The organism is Psychrobacter sp. NG27 (assembly GCF_016106655.1).
Lineage (GTDB): Bacteria > Pseudomonadota > Gammaproteobacteria > Pseudomonadales > Moraxellaceae > Psychrobacter.
This window is the reverse complement of sequence record NZ_JADGIN010000001.1, coordinates 743,004-765,021: the sequence shown is the minus strand read 5'-3', so window position 1 is coordinate 765,021 and position 22,018 is coordinate 743,004. Positions and strand designations below refer to the sequence as shown.

Annotated in this window: 18 protein-coding genes and 1 tRNA gene; 13 read left to right on the top strand and 6 right to left on the bottom strand. The window is 44.0% G+C overall.

Annotated features, from left to right (window positions below; all coding sequences use genetic code 11):
• Positions 1–89: 89 nt before the first annotated feature.
• From IP485_RS03020 to IP485_RS03010, 3 genes are all read left to right on the top strand, one after another.
• Positions 90–1,214 carry an extracellular solute-binding protein gene (locus IP485_RS03020; RefSeq protein WP_198325916.1) on the top strand — a complete coding sequence of 375 codons (1,125 nt, stop codon included), beginning with the start codon at positions 90–92 and terminating at the stop codon, positions 1,212–1,214.
• Positions 1,215–1,405: 191 nt separating this feature from the next.
• A complete protein-coding gene (locus IP485_RS03015; RefSeq protein WP_198325915.1) occupies positions 1,406–3,097 on the top strand; it encodes an ABC transporter permease in 1,692 nt (563 codons plus the stop codon).
• A gap of 121 nt (positions 3,098–3,218) precedes the next feature.
• Positions 3,219–4,571 carry an ABC transporter ATP-binding protein gene (locus tag IP485_RS03010; RefSeq protein WP_198325914.1) on the top strand — a complete coding sequence of 451 codons (1,353 nt, stop codon included), beginning with the start codon at positions 3,219–3,221 and terminating at the stop codon, positions 4,569–4,571.
• Positions 4,572–4,615: 44 nt separating this feature from the next.
• Here the strand turns inward: IP485_RS03010 and IP485_RS03005 are convergent, their stop codons facing one another.
• Both IP485_RS03005 and IP485_RS03000 read right to left on the bottom strand, forming a co-directional pair.
• On the bottom strand, positions 4,616–5,506 hold the full coding sequence (locus tag IP485_RS03005) for a methyltransferase domain-containing protein (protein WP_198325913.1): 891 nt from the start codon (positions 5,504–5,506) through the stop codon (positions 4,616–4,618).
• 301 nt (positions 5,507–5,807) lie between these two features.
• The gene (locus tag IP485_RS03000) at positions 5,808–6,089 is read right to left on the bottom strand and encodes a hypothetical protein (protein WP_198325912.1); all 282 of its coding nucleotides are present in this window, start codon (positions 6,087–6,089) and stop codon (positions 5,808–5,810) included.
• 231 nt (positions 6,090–6,320) lie between these two features.
• On the opposite strand from IP485_RS03000, the gene IP485_RS02995 reads away from it, so the two are divergent.
• The 7 genes from IP485_RS02995 to IP485_RS02965 all read left to right on the top strand — a co-directional run bounded on the left by IP485_RS02995 (position 6,321) and on the right by IP485_RS02965 (position 14,597).
• Positions 6,321–6,500 carry a hypothetical protein gene (locus IP485_RS02995; protein WP_198325911.1) on the top strand — a complete coding sequence of 60 codons (180 nt, stop codon included), beginning with the start codon at positions 6,321–6,323 and terminating at the stop codon, positions 6,498–6,500.
• 278 nt (positions 6,501–6,778) lie between these two features.
• Positions 6,779–9,580, top strand: coding sequence for a DNA gyrase subunit A (gene gyrA, locus IP485_RS02990; RefSeq protein WP_198325910.1), 2,802 nt, complete (start codon positions 6,779–6,781; stop codon positions 9,578–9,580).
• 208 nt (positions 9,581–9,788) lie between these two features.
• Positions 9,789–10,859 carry an EamA family transporter RarD gene (gene rarD, locus IP485_RS02985; RefSeq protein WP_198325909.1) on the top strand — a complete coding sequence of 357 codons (1,071 nt, stop codon included), beginning with the start codon at positions 9,789–9,791 and terminating at the stop codon, positions 10,857–10,859.
• 240 nt (positions 10,860–11,099) lie between these two features.
• Positions 11,100–12,170 carry an EamA family transporter RarD gene (gene rarD / locus IP485_RS02980; protein WP_198325908.1) on the top strand — a complete coding sequence of 357 codons (1,071 nt, stop codon included), beginning with the start codon at positions 11,100–11,102 and terminating at the stop codon, positions 12,168–12,170.
• A 216-nt stretch (positions 12,171–12,386) separates the two neighbouring features.
• Positions 12,387–13,055 (top strand): glutathione S-transferase, encoded by a 669-nt coding sequence (locus IP485_RS02975; protein ID WP_194362869.1) that lies wholly within the window; start codon positions 12,387–12,389, stop codon positions 13,053–13,055.
• A 94-nt stretch (positions 13,056–13,149) separates the two neighbouring features.
• Positions 13,150–13,422, top strand: a complete 273-nt coding sequence (locus IP485_RS02970; protein ID WP_198325907.1) for a hypothetical protein — start codon at positions 13,150–13,152, stop codon at positions 13,420–13,422.
• A 32-nt stretch (positions 13,423–13,454) separates the two neighbouring features.
• Entirely contained in the window at positions 13,455–14,597 is a 1,143-nt protein-coding gene (locus IP485_RS02965; RefSeq protein ID WP_198325906.1) for a ribonuclease Z, read from the top strand.
• A gap of 41 nt (positions 14,598–14,638) precedes the next feature.
• On the opposite strand, the gene IP485_RS02960 is transcribed toward IP485_RS02965, so the two are convergent.
• Entirely contained in the window at positions 14,639–15,610 is a 972-nt protein-coding gene (locus tag IP485_RS02960) for an ATP-binding protein (protein WP_198325905.1), read from the bottom strand.
• Between the two features lie 334 nt (positions 15,611–15,944).
• Here IP485_RS02960 and IP485_RS02955 point away from each other — a divergent pair, with 334 nt between their 5' ends.
• The 3 genes from IP485_RS02955 to IP485_RS02945 all read left to right on the top strand — a co-directional run bounded on the left by IP485_RS02955 (position 15,945) and on the right by IP485_RS02945 (position 18,152).
• On the top strand, positions 15,945–16,994 hold the full coding sequence (locus tag IP485_RS02955) for a protein kinase domain-containing protein (RefSeq protein ID WP_198325904.1): 1,050 nt from the start codon (positions 15,945–15,947) through the stop codon (positions 16,992–16,994).
• 168 nt (positions 16,995–17,162) lie between these two features.
• Positions 17,163–17,723: a DJ-1/PfpI family protein gene (locus IP485_RS02950; RefSeq protein ID WP_320159110.1), complete on the top strand. Its 561-nt coding sequence runs from the start codon at positions 17,163–17,165 to the stop codon at positions 17,721–17,723.
• Between the two features lie 30 nt (positions 17,724–17,753).
• Entirely contained in the window at positions 17,754–18,152 is a 399-nt protein-coding gene (locus IP485_RS02945) for a ribbon-helix-helix domain-containing protein (protein WP_198325902.1), read from the top strand.
• A gap of 202 nt (positions 18,153–18,354) precedes the next feature.
• On the opposite strand, the gene IP485_RS02940 is transcribed toward IP485_RS02945, so the two are convergent.
• From IP485_RS02940 to IP485_RS02930, 3 genes are all read right to left on the bottom strand, one after another.
• A tRNA-Leu gene (locus IP485_RS02940) sits at positions 18,355–18,439 on the bottom strand.
• 210 nt (positions 18,440–18,649) lie between these two features.
• A complete protein-coding gene (locus IP485_RS02935; protein WP_198325901.1) occupies positions 18,650–20,482 on the bottom strand; it encodes a sigma 54-interacting transcriptional regulator in 1,833 nt (610 codons plus the stop codon).
• 83 nt (positions 20,483–20,565) lie between these two features.
• Positions 20,566–22,017, bottom strand: a complete 1,452-nt coding sequence (locus tag IP485_RS02930) for a two-component system sensor histidine kinase NtrB (RefSeq protein WP_198325900.1) — start codon at positions 22,015–22,017, stop codon at positions 20,566–20,568.
• Position 22,018 lies beyond the last annotated feature (1 nt).

Below are 22,018 nucleotides of genomic sequence, written 5' to 3'. Positions count from 1 at the left end.
CTTACTAGCGCTGATCATTGGTGTTTTGGGAGCTGTTTTGTGTCACCATCTATCTTACTTTTTTTTATAGCACCATTATGGGGAAAACCATGTCATTGAACGCTATGAGCGCGACGCTAACGTCTACTAAGCTTATCTTACCTGTTGCCGTATTTGGCATGATGTTGGGTTTGGCGGGTTGTAGCAATTCATCTACCACAGAAGAAAGCGCAGAGACAGACACCACAGCGGCTGGCACTGAACAACCTGCTATTGATGATGGTGCTACTAGTGCAGATGGTCAAACCATCACGATTTATTCATCACGTAACGAGCAGCTAATTAAGCCATTACTTGATCGCTATACCGAACAGACTGGTGTCAAGATTGAGTTGGTCACAGACCAAACTGGTCCATTGATGGCACGTCTAAAGGCTGAAGGTCAGAACACGCCAGCCGATATGCTGTTGACCGTTGATGCTGGTAACTTATGGCAAGCAGCAGAGCAGGGTCTATTGCAGCCTGTGTCTTCTACTATATTAGAAGCTAACGTGCCTGCAAAGTACCGTGATCCAAAAGGTCAGTGGACAGGCTTGTCATTGCGCGCCCGTACTATCTTTTATGACCCAAGCAAAGTCAGTGCCGACCAGTTATCTACGTACGCAGATTTGGCCGATCCAAAGTGGAAAGGTAAGTTATGCCTACGTACGTCTAAAAAGGTCTACAACCAGTCACTTGTGGCCAGTATGATGGAACATTTGGGCGAAGAAAAAACTGGAGAGATCGTTCGTGGTTGGGTCGATAATCTGGCCACTGACGTGTTTAGTGATGACGTGGCGATGCTAGAGGCAATTGCTGCTGGTCAATGTGAAGTCGGTATTGCCAACAGCTATTACTATGGTCGCTTGCTTGATGAAAAACCAGATTTCCCAGTCAGTATATTTTGGGCAAACCAAGGCACGACTGGCACGCACGTAAATATTTCGGGCGCTGGTGTGGTCGCAGGGTCAGACAATCCAGACGGTACATTGAAACTGATCGAATGGTTGTCATCTGATGAAGCTCAAGGTCTGTATGCCAGCTCAGACAAAGAGTTCCCAGTGAAAGAAGGTATTGATGAGTCAGAAATGCTCAGATCGTGGGGCCCATTTAACAAAGATGACATCAGCGTGCAGAAGTTCGGTGAGTTGCAAACCCAAGCGATTCAATTGATGGACAAAGCAGGCTATAAATAAGCGTCACTACCAATAATACCAATCTCAAAAACGATAGTAATTGAGAGGTGAGCTTAGATACTAGTCTAGATATTAGCTTAGATACTGGAACAGTAAGTTGATAAGTTGACGGACTAAGTTTGACATGGCTCATCGTGTTTTTGAGGTTGGTATGACGTAAGGTTGCTATACGTATGACACGGTAATAATTTATGAGCATAACGCCAGACGCGTCTGTACATCAAAGCGATACAGTCGATGCTGCTATTAATACTACCCGTAGTAATAAGCATCAGACAGTCAATCAAGACCATGCCGTGCGTAAACGTATCTTTTCAAAATCAGTCTTAGGGCTGATTTCGTTGTTTATGCTGGTGCCAATTTTAATCGTGCTGCTATCGTGGACACAGCCTGTCGCGGATATTTGGGGACACATGGCAGAGTATGTACTGCCACAAGTGCTCAAAAATACGGCGATACTATTATTTATGGTAACCATTATTGCAGGCACGGTTGGTACCGGATTTGCTTGGGTAACCAGTATGTACCGGTTCCCTGGGCAGCGGTTTTTTTCGTGGGCGCTGATGCTGCCGCTCGCGATACCAGCTTATGTGCTGGCATTTGTCACGGTCGGTATTGTTGATTTCAGTGGGCCATTACAGACAGGGTTACGTGATTTTGGCATCACTACTGCGATTCCCTCCGTACGCAATGTATGGGGCGCAGGGCTAGTATTGTCGCTGGCCTTTTATCCTTATGTTTATCTACTGGCGCGTCAAGCGTTCTTATCACAAGGCAGGCGAGCGATTGAAGCAGGACAGATGCTGGGTTTGAGCCGCCGCCGTGTGTTTTTTCGATTGGCATTACCACAAGCACTGCCTTGGATTATCGGCGGATTGTTACTCGCCAGCATGGAAACCTTAGCTGATTTCGGTGCGGTATCGGTATTCAATGTTGACACCTTTACTACTGCTATCTACAAGGCATGGTTTGGTTTTTTTAGCTTAACCACAGCCGCACAGCTTGCCGCACTGTTGATTGGTGTGGTTTTTATTGTGGTATTATTTGAGCAGTATTGGCAGGCCAAGCGTGGCAGCTCTATCACCCAAGGCAGCAACCAGCGTTTTGAGGTCAGTAAACCTGCAAAGATTGCCATGACACTACTGTGTACGTTCATCTTTGCGATTGCTTTTTTGATACCGTTTTTACAACTGATTTATTGGACAGCGTTGAATTTCAGGCAAGATTTTGATGCCCGTTATATTGATTTTGTGACCAACAGCCTGATGATTGCTGGTATGACCACGCTGTTTATTGCCTTTTTGGCGATTATTATTGCGTGGATTAAGCGGCAGTATCCTGATAAATCGACCAAGCTGATGACCACTTTGGCCAACTTAGGTTATGTCGTGCCGGGGACAGTATTGGCTGTAGGCATATTTATTCCTATTGCATGGATCGACAATCAAATGATTGCGTTCGGTCTTACCTCGCATCAGATACTATCAGGCAGTGTGGTCGTCATGTTACTTGCCTTATCGACACGTTTTATGACCGTCAGCTTTCAACCAGTGGATCGTCAGCTACAGCGACTAACAGTCAATCAGGAGGCCGCCGCAAAGTTACTCAGTGACAGCCCTTATCAGCGCTGGCGTCATGTGATGCTGCCTGTGCTCAGTCCTGGAGTTTTAACGGCATTGCTCATGGGTTTTGTTGAAGTCATGAAAGAGATGCCCATTACCTTAATGACCAGACGTCAAGGCTGGGACACGCTGGCAGTTCGAGTATTTGAGATGACCAGTGAAGGCATGTGGGGGCGAGCGGCATTGCCAAGTCTTCTGATTGTGTTGGTTGGTCTGCTTCCTGTTTGGATATTGCTGCGTCAAAGTGAGAAGCATGTCTAAGCAAAACCTTTGCGTATCTAGCTTGTTTGTCTATCATTAGCGAGTCTGTCTCTTTTTTCATTACTGTATTTTGCACTGTTTTATGTATGGTGCATTCATCAATAGCGAACGGGTACCGTCCATGTATACTGATTTAATAAATCCTCCATCAGATGCCAAGTCGACACAATCACAAGTGCCTCTCAATCCTGTAACAAAGTCGCCAATTAAGAGACCGCAAAGCCCGTCCAAAAACGCCTTAAGTCAAATCGATGCCTCATATCAAGGCAGCAATCAAGATAATAAGAAACACACTCACAAACAGACTGAGAAACCTATCGCTACCCATCCATATTTTAGTGTACAAAATTTAATCGTAGGCTATGACGATACTGTCGTCGTCAATGGTCTATCGTTGGTATTGGAGCAAGGCGAGATTGGTTGCTTTTTGGGCTATAGCGGCTGCGGAAAGACCACTGCATTACGCGCCATTGCAGGTCTAGAACAGAGTCGCGGTGGTAGCATTTACCTAAACAATCAGCGCCTCACTGAACAGACAAAAAACAGCTCATTTACCGTAGCACCTGCCAAACGCGGTATGGGTATGGTGTTCCAAGATTATGCATTGTTTGGTCATTTGAGCGTGGCAAAAAACATCGCCTTTGGCCTAAACAAATGGTCGTCTGCTGACAAAAAAGCCCGTGTGGCTGAGATGTTGAGCCTTGTCGAGCTGACCGAGCATGCTGACAAACGTCCAAATGAGTTATCCGGTGGTCAGCAGCAGCGTGTGGCGTTGGCAAGAGCATTGGCCCCAAAGCCCGAGCTGCTGTTGCTCGATGAGCCATTTTCTAACTTAGATGTGGTGCTGCGTGAGTCATTGGCCATGAGCGTGCGTGATATTCTCAAGCGCACCAATACCACTGCGATTTTGGTCACTCATGATCAAAATGAAGCGTTTGCATTAGCAGATAAAGTGGGAGTGATGGATCAGGGCAGGTTAGTCCAGTGGGCAACACCAAGCGAGCTGTATCACGAGCCTGTCAGTCCATTTGTCGCAGAGTTCGTCGGCGAAGGTGCTATGATAGATGGCACCATCAAAGAAGGTCATGTCGAGACGGCGCTGGGCAATATTTATCGGCGTATGGAAGTTTACGGCGAGTCAGGCGAACCAAAGTACTGCGAATACGATTATCCAAACGGCACACCAATCAAAGTACTGGTACGTCCTGATGATATCATTCACGACGATGACAGCACACAGACAGCGTTGGTCGTTGGACGTGTGTTTCGGGGCGCCAACTACTTATATCGGTTGCAGTTAGATGATGGGCAGACCGTCTTATCCTTGGTTGCAAGCCATCATAATCATGAGATTGGCTCGCATATTGGTATCTTGCCGCTGCTAGAGCACGTTGTGGTCTTCGATGAAAAAGACATCAATGCCACCACGTGGTCAGAATACGACAGATCTGAAAGAATAGACGAACATGGCTAATGGCGCTTATTCCTAGTCTATAACTATAAGTCTAGCGGGCTGCTCTACTCGTATGCTGAGCGAGTGGCTAATATATGCAAATAGCGTCCTAACCACTTGTATGGCTCTAATTGTGAATAGCGTAGCTCCATCCTTATCACTGCCTCTGGGTCGTTATTACCACCGCGCTTGAGTGGGGTATAATCATGAAAGACGCGAAGACCGCTGGTGCGTAGGGTTCGGTATTGATGGGCAATGAGCCAAGACTCGACTTCTTCTTTAGCGACAGGGTAATTAGGCGTTAGGCTTTTTTTATTGTCAGCTTTATAGCCAGTATTATCTAGTAAGTTAAAATTCCCCATTATCAGGTTACGATAATCGAAACTCGCAGGATTATAAAAGCACAACGATAACGCGCCATTATCAGTAAGATGCTGATCAAAAAAATCCATGACAGCCACAGGCTCAGCCAGCCACTCTAGTAGGGCATGACAGAGTATCAAATCAAATTTTTCTGTTCCTGCTTGAGCCAGTTTTCCCACAAGGTCTTGATACGGGCAAACATGCCATGTGATATCTAATGCTTGATCACTCTTTTTTGCACTGGCTTTTGCTTTTTCTAGCATATTCTCAGAGATATCATTGATAATCATCGTATGACCAAAAGTGGCCAGTTCAACCGAAATCTGAGCCAATCCTGCACCCACATCTAAGATACGCAAAGGCCGACCAAGGTCTTGACTCATCTGTGTACAATACTCAAAAATATCACGACGCAGTACTGCCAATCGGATGTCGCCTTTTAAACCACCATACACTTTCTTCTCGAAATGATCAGCAATGGCATCAAAGCTGCGGTCAGTACGTGTGTCTGCTGATAATACTTCTGCTTGTTCAACTTCTGCTGGTATGGAGTGGTTTGAGTCAGGTTGGCTGTCTTGAGGTTTAGTTGGCATAAGGTATTCAGATCAATAATTAAAAGGGTTAGAGTATAGTCAGCGAGCTACTAAACCGCTACGGTGTTATCTTCCCTAGAGGTACTATATGTACAATCTGCGGTCGGCTGCCTTGTAGCTGTTTTAGATTGCTTTGACTATAAGAAAAATATTTAGTACAACCTAGGGCGTGTCCTCAATTCAATCGATAGTTATCTAAATGGGTTAAAAATGGCTAAATCTTGCCAAATAGCTCGATATTATCTACGCTATTTTCCTTGTTTGACTGCAATTTATCTCATTTTTATAATGAGGACACGCCCTAACGTTTCAAACGTCTGTTAATGACCCATTTGAAAATAATTTTTGCTAAAACAATAACGACAAATACGACGATAACAAACACCCACATACCACTGCCTTGCAGATTTTCTTGATAGGCTTGTGCCAAATAAGCTGATAAAGCCATAGCGACTAAAAGTGCTCCCCAACGGACATAAGGGACAGCGCGATTGTTATGGTTAGGAAAGCTAGTAACATAATCGCTCGAAAAGCTGTATAGCACCATCGCTAAAATCCAAACAATCGCAAGAATGATATCCATAATAAGAGTAGCCTGTTAGGTAGTGATGTACGTATCGTAAAAGATGAGTTAGTGTAGCGGTTAGAAATTTTTTGTCTAGTATCACCAAAAAAATAGCATCATCGACGTGGTTTAAATCATAATATAATCACGAAAAAAGTCAGTCATTTATTTACACACCCTCTCAAAAAATGGTACTCACTGGATACTATTTTTTGAGGTTTTACGTTGTTATACATCAAAGGATATGATATGAAATCAATCAGCACAGTACTGCTAACCGTTATTTTGTCCCTGTCATTTTCTGGTCAAGTGCAAGCACGTAATACACCCTGTTCAGGAAAAATGGGCGGCGTATCACATTGTTCAGCAGATGGTAAGTTTGTCTGCAAAAATGGCAAAATTAGCCAATCAAAAAAAACGTGCCAGTAGTGTTTTTTGGCATGAATTTATTGTGGCAAATATGACAACTAAGAAGCTGTATTGCTTGATTTTAATGGCAGTCAAAGCCCCCTAAATCATCAAATTTGTGCTAAAATAGTTTCTTTTATTTACTATCAAAAATATCATCATTTTCCTAGTATTTTTCACGCTTTATCGTGCTGCTTTGCTCACCATATAAATTGATTTTTATCAGTATTTATGGGGAGCAATAATCTATCTATAAAGCCTGCAAAATGAATAACGGGGATATGAATGAAGGAGTGTATATGAGCGAGTCGGTCAGTCCTATTGGCATCGTAGATGAACTGAAGCAGTCCTATTTAGACTATGCGATGAGCGTGATTGTCTCGCGTGCGCTACCTGATGTACGTGATGGGTTCAAACCTGTGCATCGCCGCGTGATGTATGCCATGCATGTGCTATCTAATGACTACAATAAGCCATACAAGAAGTCAGCACGTGTGGTCGGTGATGTCATCGGTAAGTACCATCCGCATGGTGACAGCGCTGTATATGATGCGATTGTCCGTATGGCGCAGGATTTCAGCTTGCGTTATCCGATGGTTGATGGTCAAGGTAATTTTGGCTCGATCGATGATGATCCTCCGGCAGCCATGCGCTATACCGAAGTACGTATGACCAAACTGACCCATCAGATGCTTGCTGATTTGGACAAAGACACAGTCGATTGGGAAGACAACTACGATGGCTCTGAGCGCATGCCAAGCGTCATGCCAGCGCGTATTCCTAACCTGTTGGTCAATGGTGCAACCGGTATCGCTGTCGGTATGGCGACCAACATGGCGCCGCATAACTTGACTGAAGTGATTAATGCGTGTTTGGCATATGCCGAAAACCCACAAGTTTCAGCTGAAGAGCTGATGTCACATATCTCGGGTCCTGACTTTCCTACAGGCGGTATCATCTATGGCCGCGCGGGTATTTTAGATGCTTATCGCACAGGTAAAGGCCGCTTGCATATTCGTGGTCGCTATCATATTGAGCCGATGAGTAATGCTGGCGTCAACCGTGATCGCGAGCGCATTGTATTCACAGAAGTACCGTATCAAGCCAATAAAGCCAAATTGATTGAGCGTATCGCAGAACTCGTACGTGATAAAAAAATCGAAGGCATTAGCGAGATTCGTGATGAGTCTGATAAAGACGGTATGCGTATCGCTATTGACTTGCGCCGCGGTGAAACGGCTGAAGTTATTGTTAATAACTTGTTCTTACAAACGCCACTTGAATCTAGCTTTAGTATCAATATGGTCGCGCTTGATAATGGTCAGCCAAAGATATTGACCTTGCGTCAGCTCATTGCTGCTTTTGTCCGTCATCGTCAAGAAGTAGTGACACGTCGTACCATTTATGAATTGAACAAAGCGCGTGTTCGTGGTCACCTGCTTGAAGGCTTAACCGTTGCACTGGCCAATATTGATGAGATTATTGCGACGATTAAAGCCTCTGCAAACCGTGGATTGGCACGTGAAAGCTTATTAAATAATACATGGGGCTCAGGCAGCGTCGTTGCGATGCTTACCGCTGCTGGCAGTCAATCAGTGCGTCCTGACTATATCGAAGGCGAAGATCTTAAAGCACCGTTTGGTCTAATCGAAGGCGAAGCGCGCTATCGCTTGTCTCTTGAGCAGGTCAATGCGATTTTGGACATGCAGCTGCATCGCTTGACTGGTCTTGAGCAAGACAAATTAACCGAAGAATACCAAGTCCTATTGCGTGAAATTACGCATTTAGAGTCTATCTTAGGTGACTTTGATAAGTTAATGACCATTATCTCGAATGAGATGATTGAGATTCGTGATAACTTTGGTGACGAGCGCCGCACGGACATTATTGACTCACGTACTGACTTTAGCCGTGAAGACCTTATTCCAGAGCAAACGGTTGTTATGACGGTATCGCGTACTGGCTATGCCAAGACTCAGCCAATTGACGATTATGTCGCGCAAAAACGTGGCGGTAAAGGTAAGTCTGCAACAGCGATGAAAGAAGATGATATGATTGATCATTTAGTCGTGACATCCACACATTCTACTGTATTGTGCTTCACGGATAGTGGGCGCGTCTTTAGCTTACGTGGTTTTGAAGTGCCGATTGCCAGTCGCGGTGCTCGTGGTCGTCCGTTGGTTAATCTAATCGGCTTAAATGGTGATGAAACCGTTACGACGATATTACCGATTCCGAAAATCGTAGGGGATACATCGGTCACAGGTGAGATGTCAGACGCAGACATATTAATAGATAGTGATGACGATTCAGTAGAAGACAGCAACCAAGCAGAAGCGCCTTTTGTTTTCTTTGCAACGGCTAATGGTACCGTCAAGCGTGTTGAGCTTAAGCAGTTTGCCAACATCCGCTCGAACGGTCTCATTGCAGTTGGTCTAGAAGACGGCGATAAATTGGTCAGCGCTCGTATCACCAGCGGTAGCCAAGAAGTGATGCTATTTGCCTCAAGTGGTAAAGCCATTCGTTTTGATGAAAACGATGCGCGTGCGATGGGCCGTACTGCGAAAGGTGTCCGTGGTATGCGTCTAGCCAATGATGAATTTATTAAGTCGTTGGTAGTAATCGAAGATGATGTACGTGAAATCCTAATTGCTTGTGAAAATGGCTTTGGTAAGCGTACCTTTATCAATGAGTTCAACACCCAAAATCGTGGCGGTGGCGGTGTTATCGCTATCAAAACCAGTGAGCGTAACGGCGCACTCGTTCGTGCCACTAAGGTTGATCCAGAAGATGACATCATCTTAATCTCTGACAAAGGCACGTTAGTTCGTACACCAGTTGAGCATGTGGCCAGTTCTGGTCGTAATACGCAAGGTGTTACCTTGATTCGTTTGTCAAAAGATGAAAAGCTGGTCGCTATGGCACGTGTTGAGCATCAAGAAGGTGACGATGAGCTTATCGATGCCATGAGAGAAGACGGTACATTCGATGTAGAAGGTCAAGAGCAGATAGATATTGATGCAGCGACTGGCAATACAGCGACCACTGACGTTGATGATGCTATCGATATTGCTAATGATAATGAATTAGATGGCGAATAACTGTCTCAGCCGTTAGCTTTTTGGTCTGATTTCTTATATGATTGTTCTAGAAAAAGCCTCTGACGTTGTCGTCGGAGGCTTTTATTTTTTGATTCAAAATTTTCCCAACTTTTATCGTTATTTAACTTTATCGTTAATAACTTTTACCATCAATAACTGTCATCGCTCATACATTACACATAGGATTTAATTTTTTAAGGCTGTTGCTATGCTCACGACCAATCAAACTTTTCAAGGAACCATCGCTTCGGTATCATCGAGCTTTTTATTCTCGATGATGTTTTTGTTTGGGCTGTTTATGTTGCCTTTAACGGGTACTCAAGTCGCATCATGGCGCGTATTGATGATGCTACTCAGTTTGGTGATATTGGTCAGTTTGACCAAGCAGTGGCAACATGTGTTTAATTATATAAAGACGCTAAAAACAATCAAGGAATGGTCAATATTTATATTGCCAGCGCCAATCCTAGGCGGACAGATTTGGCTATTTATGTGGGCGCCCGTCAATGGATTCGGGCTAGATGTGACATTGGGTTATTTTTTGCTGCCGCTCGTGATGATAGTCCTTGGTCGATTTTTCTATCATGAGTATATGAGTGTATTACAGTGGGTTGCCGCGATATTTGCAGCACTTGGCATCGGTTACGATATCATTCAGTATGGATCGGTCTCTTGGGTGACGATGTTTGTGTGCTTGGGTTACCCACCATATTATCTGCTTCGTCGCACGCTTTCTGTCCCACCAGTGACAGGGCTACTGTTTGATTTGACACTGCTGACGCCAGTGGTACTCACCATGTTATATTTTAGTGGTGGTTTTAGTGTGGCAATACAGGATATGAAGTTTTGGTATCTATTGCCATTACTGGGTGCCTTTAGTGCGCTTGCGATGTCATTGACGATGATTGCCAGTAGCAAGCTGCCTGTTTCATTGTTTGGGGCATTAAGCTACATAGAGCCAATGTTGCTATTTGTGCTGTCTATCACAGTTCTGAGCCAGAGCCCTGAAGAAGGCGGCTCGCTCTTTATGTATGGCATGATCACATTTGCGCTGCTGGTCATGCTGGCTGATAGTGTGAAAGGCTACCTCATTCGTCAGCGTAACGACCGCTTGCATGGCTATAGGGAGCTTCAGATTGGCGGCTTTCCGCCACGTCGTCACTTTATCAATCAGCGTATCGATGGTGCGCTAACAGCCCACCGTTTTCGCAAGAAACGCCGCTATCAAAAAAAGCTGGTAAAGATAAAACAAAAAATCGCACAACTTGATATAAAATAAGCACTTATGTGTATTAAATTGACTCATGGCAGAAGTTAAGTCAGTAGATGAACACTGGCATTGCTTATCTGTTTTGACTTTGACATAATGCCCGCCATGATGTAAGTACGATACATTCAAAGCGTTTATCTTAGATTGCGCGACGACCTTATTTGCAAAAGCCTCAGACGTTCTCGTCTGAGGCTTTTGTTTTTTTTAAAAATTGCCAAGGATGTGCCCCAATCTTTAAAGGCTGTTGTGATGCTGACTACTAACCAAACCTCGCAAGGCACGATCACTGCGGTGGCTGCCAATTTTCTATACTCATTGTTGTTTCTATTTGGTTTGCTGCTACAACCATTGTCAGGGACACAAGTTGCTTCGTGGCGCGTGCTGACGATGTTTTATAGTCTAGTGCTGCTGGTCACTGTCCTAAAGCAGTGGCAGCATATTTTTGACTATCTAAAAACACTGAAAAACGCAAAAGAGTGGTTTTTATTTATATTACCCACACCGATTTTAGGTGCGCAAATTTGGATCTTCATGTGGGCGCCCGTCAATGGCTTAGGGCTTGAGGTGACGTTGGGTTACTTCCTATATCCGATGATTATGATTGTTGTCGGCAGGTTCTTTTACAACGAAGCCATGAGCTTACTTCAGTGGGCTGCCATTGCATGTGCAGGTTTCGGTATCGCTTATGATATCTTTCAATATGGTGCTATCTCTTGGGCGACGTTGTTTGTTTGCTTGGGTTACCCGCCGTATTACCTACTGCGTCGCTATCTAGCAGTGCCGCCTATCACGGGTCTTATATCTGACCTAGTATTGTTATTGCCAGTCGTATTAGTCGCGCTGTATATGAATGGTGGCTTTGAAGTCGCGATAACCAATCATAAGCTGTGGTATCTGTTGCCATTGTTAGGCATTATTAGTACCGCTGCGATGTCATTGACGATGATAGCGAGTCAGAAATTACCAGTCTCATTGTTTGGAACGTTGTGCTACCTTGAGCCGATATTCTTGTTTGTATTTTCGATCGCAATCTTAGATCGCAGCCTACATGACGGTGGTTCTATGCTGATGTATGGCATGATTTTTGTCGCGCTGTTGATTATGATTGCTGATAGCGCGCTTGGTTATATGGCGCGCAAACGTGAAGACCGCTTACATGGTTACAATGAACCACAGGTGGGCAGTTTTCCACCGCGTCGTCGTCTTAAAAATCGCCGTATCAAAGGCGTACTGATCGCACATAGATTCCGCCAAATTAAAAAATATCAGCAAAAGATAGACAAGATGACGCGTAAGATTGAAGCATTGCATATAGAATAATGCTGATGAGATTAGTGTCATAGTCGTTGATGGAGATTACTTGATAGGCAATATTTTTCGTCGCAGTTCTACAAACTTGCTGTGTCAAAGGGATATAAATTAGGCTATTATCGAGGGCAGTGCTATCACGCTTTATTGAAAGCGAGGCATCCTCTCTAAGAGGCTATCTCTAAAAAATTAGGGCTGATTTAAAATAATATATGACTAGGACGGTTTATGTTACATCTTCATCATTTAGCAAACTCACGCTCGTTTCGTATCATTTGGCTGTTAGAAGAATTGAACGCCGATTATAAACTGACCTGTTATGAGCGCAACAAAGCATATCGTGCGCCTGATAGCCTAAAAAAAGTGCATCCGATTGGTCATGCTCCGATGCTAGAAGTGGATGATCGCGTACTGATTGAATCAGGTTTTATCATCGAGTATCTGATTAAGCACTATGATAAAGAAAAGCAGTTCAAACCTGATGATAGTAATGAATCGGCATGGGAAGCCTATACTTTTTGGCTACATTTTGCAGAAGCCTCGTTGATGCCACTATTGGTCATGCGTCTGGTGTTTACCAAAGTCGTATCCCAATCACCGATGCTCATCAGACCCATTAGTAAAAAAATCCAAGGCCAAGTCGAGAAAAATATGATTGGCAGTGGTTTAGAAAAAATGCTGGGCATGATGGAGGCGCATTTGAATAAGAACCATTGGTTTGCAGGCAGTGAGTTCAGTGCCGCAGATATTCAGATGCATCTTGCCGTGATCGGGGCCAATGCTGGTGCAGGGTTAGACAAGAATAAGTATGCCAATATCCTAAACTGGCTCAAACGCTGTGAAGAGCGAGATGCCTTTAAACTTGCAGAAAAAAAGGGCGGTCGTCTAAATTTTTAGCCAATACTGGTATAATTACTGACCAATGCTCAAGCAGCCATATAAACCAAAGGCTTTGTTTATCCATAAACAAAGCCTTTTTTAGGATAGAACAATGACAGACTTAAAAAAATCGCATAATGAAACATCAGAGACAGACAATGATGCAAATCGCATTGCCGTCCATAGCATGGATGACAGACAAAAAATCGATAGCCAGCAGGTGTCTATCAAGTCTTGGTCTCAAAAATTACTCGTGGTTATACTATGTGTGGCCAGTTTTTATGGTGGTTGGAAGTCTTATGAATCCAATATGGTCAATGAGTGTACGGCCAATGGTGGGCAGATGGTAGATGGTCAAAGAACCATGATATGCCAATTATCATAGCGAATAAGTCTCATCTGTAAGAGAGGTAATCTATGCTTAAATTAACCTTCTTAGGCACATCAGCAGGGGTGCCGACCAAACAGCGAAATGTCACCGCACTAGCGATTGAATGTCTAAATACGCATGGTGCTCAGCCGAATGGTCAATCACGGGCTGCCAATCACAATAATCAGAATAAAAAGTCGCGTCCATGGCTGCTGATAGATTGCGGTGAAGGCACGCAGCAGCAACTGTTACATACCAAGCTCTCCTTGCATCAACTAGCTGCCATCTGTATCACCCATGTGCATGGCGATCACTGCTATGGCCTGCCAGGTCTATTAGCGAGCGCAGCCATGTCAGGCCGCCGTGAGCCATTGACCCTCATTGCCCCAAAAGCAATCGCGACACTGCTCGAAGCCATTACCTTAACCACGGAATTGTATTTACCCTTTGCTCTCAATTTTGTAGCGATTGAAGAGGTGTTATCTGAGCAAAGTGATACAAATAAGGTAAATATCCGCTTGAGCGATCAGCATCAGCTTGATATCGATATCACGCCGCTATCACATCGGGTTGCATCTCACGCATTTGGTATCACGCAGACTATCCATCATCGCACGCTTGATACAGATAAACTGCTGTCGCAAGGTATTCCTGCCAGCGCACTATGGGGCAAATTGCAACAAGGTCACGACGTCATCACTGAAGACGGTCAGCAATTATGTGCAGATGATTATGTCAATGATGAGGTATCACGAACACGAGTGGTGGTGGCTGGTGATAACGATACGCCAGCGTGTCTCACGGATCCGCTGATCGATACGGATTTATTGGTGCATGAAGCGACGTATACGCATGAGGTGTTGACTAAGATTCAAGCCAAAAATCCAGAGTTTGATCCGATGCATAGCAGTGCGCAATTGGTGGCGGATTTTGTAGAAAACAGTGGCGTAAATAATTTAATTTTGACGCACTTTAGCGCCCGTTATCAAGGTTTTGATAATCCTAATAGCAAGACGCCAAATATGGCATACATTCGTTTAGATGCTGAGAGCGTTTACAAAGATAATCTATGGTTAGCCGCAGATTTTGACCAATATATGGTCGATGGCGCAGTTGACTTGGCAGGTAATCAAAAGGGTAGTCAAGAAGACAACCGCGTGCAGTATATAGGCTCTGCACGCAGTGATTAGATATGGTTTAGCATTAGATATAGCTTAGCGTTAAATATGGCTTAGCGCTTACCGTCTGCAATTTCCAATTGCGTTATACCGCTCCAGTATCGACTGAACTGGTAAGCAACTCGTCCTGAGCGACCACCACGTTCAGAGGCCCAACGTAGCGCATCCTTTTTGATCTTGTCAGGCATGGTCTGACTTTCCAAAGTATTCTTAGCATCACTATCCATATCAGCTGAGATTTTCTGCTGCTCTAAATTCAGATAATGCTGAACGATATGCAGATAAGTCTGCTGATCCATAGGATGGAAAGTGAGTGATAAACCGAATCTATCTGACAATGACACGGTCTCATCAATGGCCTCATAAGGATTGACCTCATCCGTCTGACCATTGTAGATATTAATATTGTCTTTCATCATTTGTGGTAGCAGACGACGGCGATTACTGGTGGCATAGACCAGTAGCTTGTCTTGCTCAGAGTCTAGCGAGCCATCAAGCACGCTCTTTAGCGTACGATAGCTTTCATCTTGACCGTCAAATGCGAGATCATCACAGTATACGATGTAGCGGCAGTTACAGTCTGCTGATAGGGCGTTAATGGCAGCGCGAATCTTATCTAATATTTGCAGATCATCGCGAGCAACTTCGATAATACGCAAGCCTTCACTATGATGGGCTTGAAGCAAGGCGCGAATCAATGATGATTTACCGGCACCGCGTGTCCCCGACATTAATACGTGATTGGCAGGATAACCCTTAATAAACTGACGGGTGTTTTGTACCAGTTTAGACTTTTGCGTATCGATACCATGTAAGTCATCTAAGCTCAAAAACAGGTTGACCGACAAAGGCTCTAAATTGCCAGTGCGTCCACCAACCCATCGATAAGCAAGTTGGTTCGGATCGATTTCAATAGTCGGTGTAACCTGCTCTTTTAAGTACTGACTGAGTAAGTCTAGTAAAGGTTGAGGTAGGGCATAAGTAGGCTGATTAGAGGGCGAGGTTGTGATGGTTGATTGTGACATAGTGGCTCTAGCAGTTAAGGTTGTCTTTAATACCATACCCAAAAATATCATTAACGCAGCTAAAATTTTGGTGCCTACTGAGTGTAGTACTAGGGTGCGTCATCAATTAGCACATGGATACATTTAGTTGCCTTAAAATGGCTAAATTTTGCTAAACATCGTCAGAATTTTTGTCAATATGTTCATATTAACGGCAATTTCTTCCTTGTTTATCTACAATTTTTCTCATTTTAAGTCTCACAATCTAATTGATGACACGCCCTAGTCAAAATTATTTGCGCTATTATTATTTTTGGAAATGATACGAATGGGAAGGCAGTGATCTCACCATATTATGAGAAACAATACCATGGGAAATAGTGCCAGTAATTTATTTACTATACAAGCGTTGCAGAGACAATCTAAGCAACTATTGCCCATTATTACGCAAGAATTAGTCGCACAACACTTTAGTAAGATAGTACACCAGCGTATTGCTCAGCAAAATCATGAGAAAAGTATCAAAACACAAGATATCAAAACGCAAAATATTGAAAATACGTCCTACCAAGGTCTAACACGCGCCCAACATCCACAGTTTGGTCAGGTCATGATTAAATGGCAGTTGAGTGCTGACGCTTATCCTACCTCTCCTGATTTAACTCATGAAGCAGACGTTTTAGCTACTGTAAAGGCTTTATCAAGAATCAAAGATAATGCTATCGCACCGCCACTATTGGCGCATCATTGCATAAACGTTCAGATACTAGAGTCGTCTCAACAGCTCGTAATAGTAGTATTGCCTTATTACTCTAACGGTAGCTTGGCAGGACAGTTGAGTGATCGAAATCAGCATTTATTGACAGCACCACAAAAACATCATTTCATCATGCAGTCTGCCTGTTTAATAGCCAATGTGCATCAAGCTGGCTGGTTGCATAATGATATTAAACCTAGCAATATTTTGCTGCATGACTCTTTCGATAGCTCCTTGCTAAATAATGCAGGTGCCAGCAGCTTAATGCCAAATTTATTATTGACAGATTTTGCCTTGTCAGAGAGGTTTAACGAGCCAAAAGAGGGAAGCCCTGCTGGTACGCCTGCCTATCTCGCACCTGAGCGCTGGCAAGGACAGAATGCAACGGTGCAAAGTGATATCTACGCGTTTGGCATCATGATGGTTGAGATATTAACAGGCAAGCGACCCTTTCATATAAGTAGCAATAGCAATGATAAATTAAAAGCGTGGGCGATCAAGCATTGCCAAAAGCCGATTCCAAAGTTACCATCAGAATATAGTCACTATCAATGTATGGTCGATAAGGCATTGGCGAAGCGGATAGAGAGACGGTATCGGAGTATGGAGGATGTTTTGAAGGATTTAACATCATTAGACAATCGCTAAGTTTATGATTTTATTTTTAAAAAGTGATTGTTTGTAGTATTCACATGTTACCCAGTCGTTGTTTTTTATGTTTGAATGGATATTCAGGCTCATTTTAAGCTCAGTCACTATAAGCTAATTTGGGTTTCCGTATTTCATTACAATGTTTTATTACCATACAGTGAGAATATCATGGCTAAAGTACTTATCATAACCGGTGATTTTGTTGAAGACTATGAAAACATGGTGCCGTTCCAAGCGCTGCTAGCGATGGGACATGAAGTTGATGCGGTCTGCCCAGATAAAGTGGCAGGTGATAGCATCACTACCTCAATACACGATTTTGAAGGTGACCAAACTTATACCGAAAAACGCGGTCATAATTTTGTCCTTAATGCATCTTTTGCCGATATCAATGTCGCAGATTACGATGCTTTGTATTTACCAGGTGGACGTGCGCCTGAATACTTGCGTTTGAATGCTAAAGTCATTGCAATGATTCAGCATTTCGCAAATACTGATAAACCAATTGCATCGGTTTGCCATGGACCACAAATGCTGACGGCTGCTGGCGTATTGAAGGGTAAAAAAGTATCTGCTTATCCTGCGTGTCAGCCAGAAATAGAAATGGCTGGCGCCGAATATGTCAAGTTACCTATGGATGGCGCTATTACAGATGGCCAACTGGTAACGGCTCCTGCGTGGCCTGCCCACCCAGCTATGCTAAAGCAATTTGTTGCCTTATTATAAGTTTTAATGAGTGTCGAGAGAGGATATTATATGTGTCAACTTTTTATTAGTGCTGACGACAGCTTGTGGCGCTCTAAAACCAAATCACTTCGAATTCAGGGAGTAGTCACCTCAATTCGTTTAGAGGTGTTTTTTTGGGATATATTAGAAGAGTTGTCATTTCGGGATCAAATGACGGTTAATCAGCTGATCACTAAGCTATACCTAGAATCTCTCGATGCCGATCATGATATTGGCAATTTCACTTCTTTTTTAAGGGTTTGTTGTTCTCGCTATTTATCCTTAATAGCCGATGGCGATCTTTCTCGCGAAACAAGATTACCTTTAGAAAAAGTTGATGCAAAAAATATAATTCAACGTGAAACCCTCCGCAAAAATCAACGTAGTGCATTATTTAATGACAGTGAGGGAAACCTTTCTATTAATTAAGTATGCCTATGGCAAATGCATGAAGCAGCGGGTAAGTAGGTGCTATCGAGTATGGAAGAGGTGTTAAAGGATTTATAAAGGGTAGAAAAGTAGATTAATGCTCTTGATAAGATATTTTATAGTTTTAATGCCAAATTGCGGACACAAAAAAACCTGCTAAAAGCAGGTTTTGATATTTGGTCTAAGATTTACTATCCGAAAATGGTGGGGCTGGAGAGACTCGAACTCTCACACCTTGCGGCGCCAGAACCTAAATCTGGTGCGTCTACCAATTCCGCCACAGCCCCATTTTCCGTTACTCTATCATTATTAGCGTTTAAACTCAAACACAATATAGACAGTTAACTGATTCGGTAGTGCGTCTCAGTGGTTGGCTATTATATAGAGTTTAAATAGTTTGGCAACCCCTATTTGCAATTATTTTTAATTATTTCACGTTTTTTTTGTCTATATATTATAAGTAATTGATATTAATAAATATTTAATTTAGAGGATTGCTACTCTATTTGCTCTTTAGATAGTATCGTTTGGGAAGATAGGTCTAACTGCTGCAACTTACGGGTGAGCGTATTGCGTCCCCAGCCAAGTAAGCTGGCGGCTTCTATCTTTTTGCCGCCGCTATGATTGAGTGCTGCCGTTAATAAGACACGTTCAAATTCAGGCATTGCTGTCTGTAAAATGTCCGTTTTGCCGCTGTCTAAAGACTGCTGTGCCCAATCAGCCAATGCTTGTTGCCAATTTTGACCGATAGCAAGCTGAGTCGTCTTAGCATCGGTGTTTATATTATCAGGATTTATACTATCACTGTTTGGCCATTGAGGACTTTGCGTCGAGGCTTGAGGTGACAAGCTGTGGTCTGGTTGATGCCCTGCTGCATCGGACGGAACATTCTCAAGCAGTTCAGGTGGTAAATCGGTGGCCATGACGGTATCGCCAGTCGCCATAACCGTCAGCCACAAGCAGACGTTTTCAAGTTGACGGACATTACCGCGCCAGCCAAACGTTTGCATCAGTTGTAATGCCGCAGGATGTAAGTATTTGGGCGTCGTGTTCATCTGCTCAGCCGCGCATTGCATGAAATAGGTGGCTAACGCAGGAATGTCTTCAGGGCGCGTGCGTAGCGGTGGTAGTGGCAGACGTATGACGTTAAGGCGATAAAATAAATCCTCACGGAAACGATTCTGCTTCACCAACTCCTCTAGGTTTTGATGTGTGGCCGCAATGATGCGGACGTCTACTTTAATGGGCTGCTGACCACCGACGCGATAAAACTCGCCATTGGCCAATACCCGAAGCAGGCGTGTTTGCGTGCTGAACGGCATATCGCCAATCTCATCCAAAAATAACGTGCCGCCGTCAGCCTGTTCAAAGCGGCCCTGGCGAGTGGTGGTTGCACCAGTGAACGCGCCTTTTTCGTGACCAAATAGCTCGGACTCAATCAGATCGTGGGGTATCGCTGCCATATTAAGAGCGATAAAAGGTTGCTGCTTACGGGGAGAGTGCTGGTGCAGGGCACTGGCAACCAGCTCTTTACCTGTACCAGACTCTCCCGTAATCAACACCGAAATAGGCGATTGTGCCAGTCTACCAATGGCGCGAAACACCGTTTGCATGGCAGGTGATTGACCGATGATGCCACTAGGGTTTTTATTGCTTTTGGCATCGGTGGGCGTGCCAGTATTATTTTTGAAGTTGTTAGCAGGTTTTTTATCAGAATTGACATCAACTGCCGTCTTAGGTTTTGCTTGTGTGGTTTTATGAGGCATTGCCTGAATAGCGGCAGGCGCATTGGCACTTTCTTGGATATTGGTTCCATTTGGATAATGGCTGCTGTCAATATTTGATGATTCGATGTTCGGCTGATAGTTGATCGCTTTATAAATCGTTGCGACTGCATCATCCAAATCAAACGGCTTGGGCAAGTACTCAAAAGCACCAGTCTGATAGCTATTAATCGCAGAGGTAAGATCCGAATGCGCTGTCATTATGACGATGGGCATGTCAGGGAAGTGCTGATGTACCCAATCACTAAAGGACAAACCATCCATCATTGGCATGCGAATATCGGTCAATATCACATCTGGTAGCTGGGCAACTGATTCTGGCTGCTTTAAGACATCATTGAGACGGGTCCACGCCGCTTGTGCTTGGGTAAAGCTGATAACGGTCAGTCCGGCATCCTCAAAGGTATCAGCCAATACCATACGTAGGGCGGAATCGTCATCGATCAACCATAACGTTGCAGGTTGGTCACTTGGCAGGTTATTTACAGTTACCATCGAAGGTTGAGCATTGCTTTTAGGTGGTTGGTTGTCGCTGTATTGAGTCATGTATCGGGCCTAATGAGCAATTATTTATGATAAGTTTGGGATGAGTTGTCTTATAATTTAGCAGCTTTATGCACAGATGTCGTTTATGTTTCGGCTAAAGGTTGATTAAAAGGCAGATATAACGTAAATCGAGTCTGCTTATCCTGTGATGATCCTGTCGAGCTGACATCGATCATACCATGATGATGGCTGATGATATCTTGGACGATAGACAACCCAAGACCCGTGCCCGCTGCACGGCTGGTCACCATCGGAAAAAATATCTGTCCAATGAGCGCCGGATCAATCCCTGAACCATTATCCGTGATGGTGATTTGCATCACTTGCTTGTGCTGCTGTCCTACAATTGTATGCTGAAAGGCAACGCGAGTCTGAATGTGTAGGGTTGGCTGGTAGTTGGGCTTAAGATCGGTTTGTGTATTGATTGATGCGGGTGTTTTAGATTTAGAATCGGCTGCGTTAGCAGGTTTTAACTCAGATGGTTGTGACTGAGAGGGCTTTGACTGAGAGAGGCTTGATTCTGATTGCTGGTTTCGCTGTAGCGTTTGTTCAAACTCACTCATGGACTCACAGGCATTATTGATTAAGTTTAAAAAAACTTGAATCAGCTGGTCTTTGTCAGCGGACAGTTCTGGCAACGACAAATCATAATCTCGCTGTAGCACTACTTGCGGATATTGATTCATGACCAGTGTCAATACGTGTTCTAGCGGCTCATGAACGTTTAGCGTCTGCCAGTTTGGCAATTGATTGGAGCCAAGCAGCTGTCCGATAAGATGCGTCAAGCGATCCGTCTCTGAGATGATGATATCGGTATAGTTACGCAGCTTTTGATTCATCTTTTGCAAACCATCACTGGTGTCAGCGCTAGGGGTTGACGAGGAGGTACTGACGGTGGTCGCGTACTGATTAACAGTAGGTGATTGATTGACAGCAGAGGCATCACTGAATTTAATAAATTGACGCTGCAATAACTGCGCCGCCCCGCGAATACCAGCCAGTGGGTTTTTTATTTCGTGTGCCACTGAGCGTAGCATATGGCGAGCAACAGTATACTGCTGCTGTTGACGTTGCTCATCTGATATACGGCTTTGACGATCTTTGCCCCACATCTCAATGATGAAATAGGGCTGCTGCTCATATACAACAGGCGTTACGCTATAGTCTACCGATAGCGACAAATTGCTATTTAATGGCGTCGTAATGATGTGATCGTGATCAATAAAAGGCTGCTGGTAGTTTTGCGCTTGTGCAAATCGTTCTGTCAACGAATAGGTGCGCTCCTCCAACGGCGCATGCTCATGCTCATTCTCAAGTAATGTACTGGCTTTTGGTACCAATTCATCAGGTGCCAATAATGTCAAAATAGACTGATTAATCAGTCGGCCGCTGCTAATGGCCAGCAGTTGCTCAGCTTGGGCGTTTAAGCGAGTGATCGATAGCTCATCATTCACCCACAATATAGCGGTAAATAAATGCTGTGATATAAATGCTAAATCAGGGGTTGTTTTGGTGGTAATAAAATCAGCCGTCATG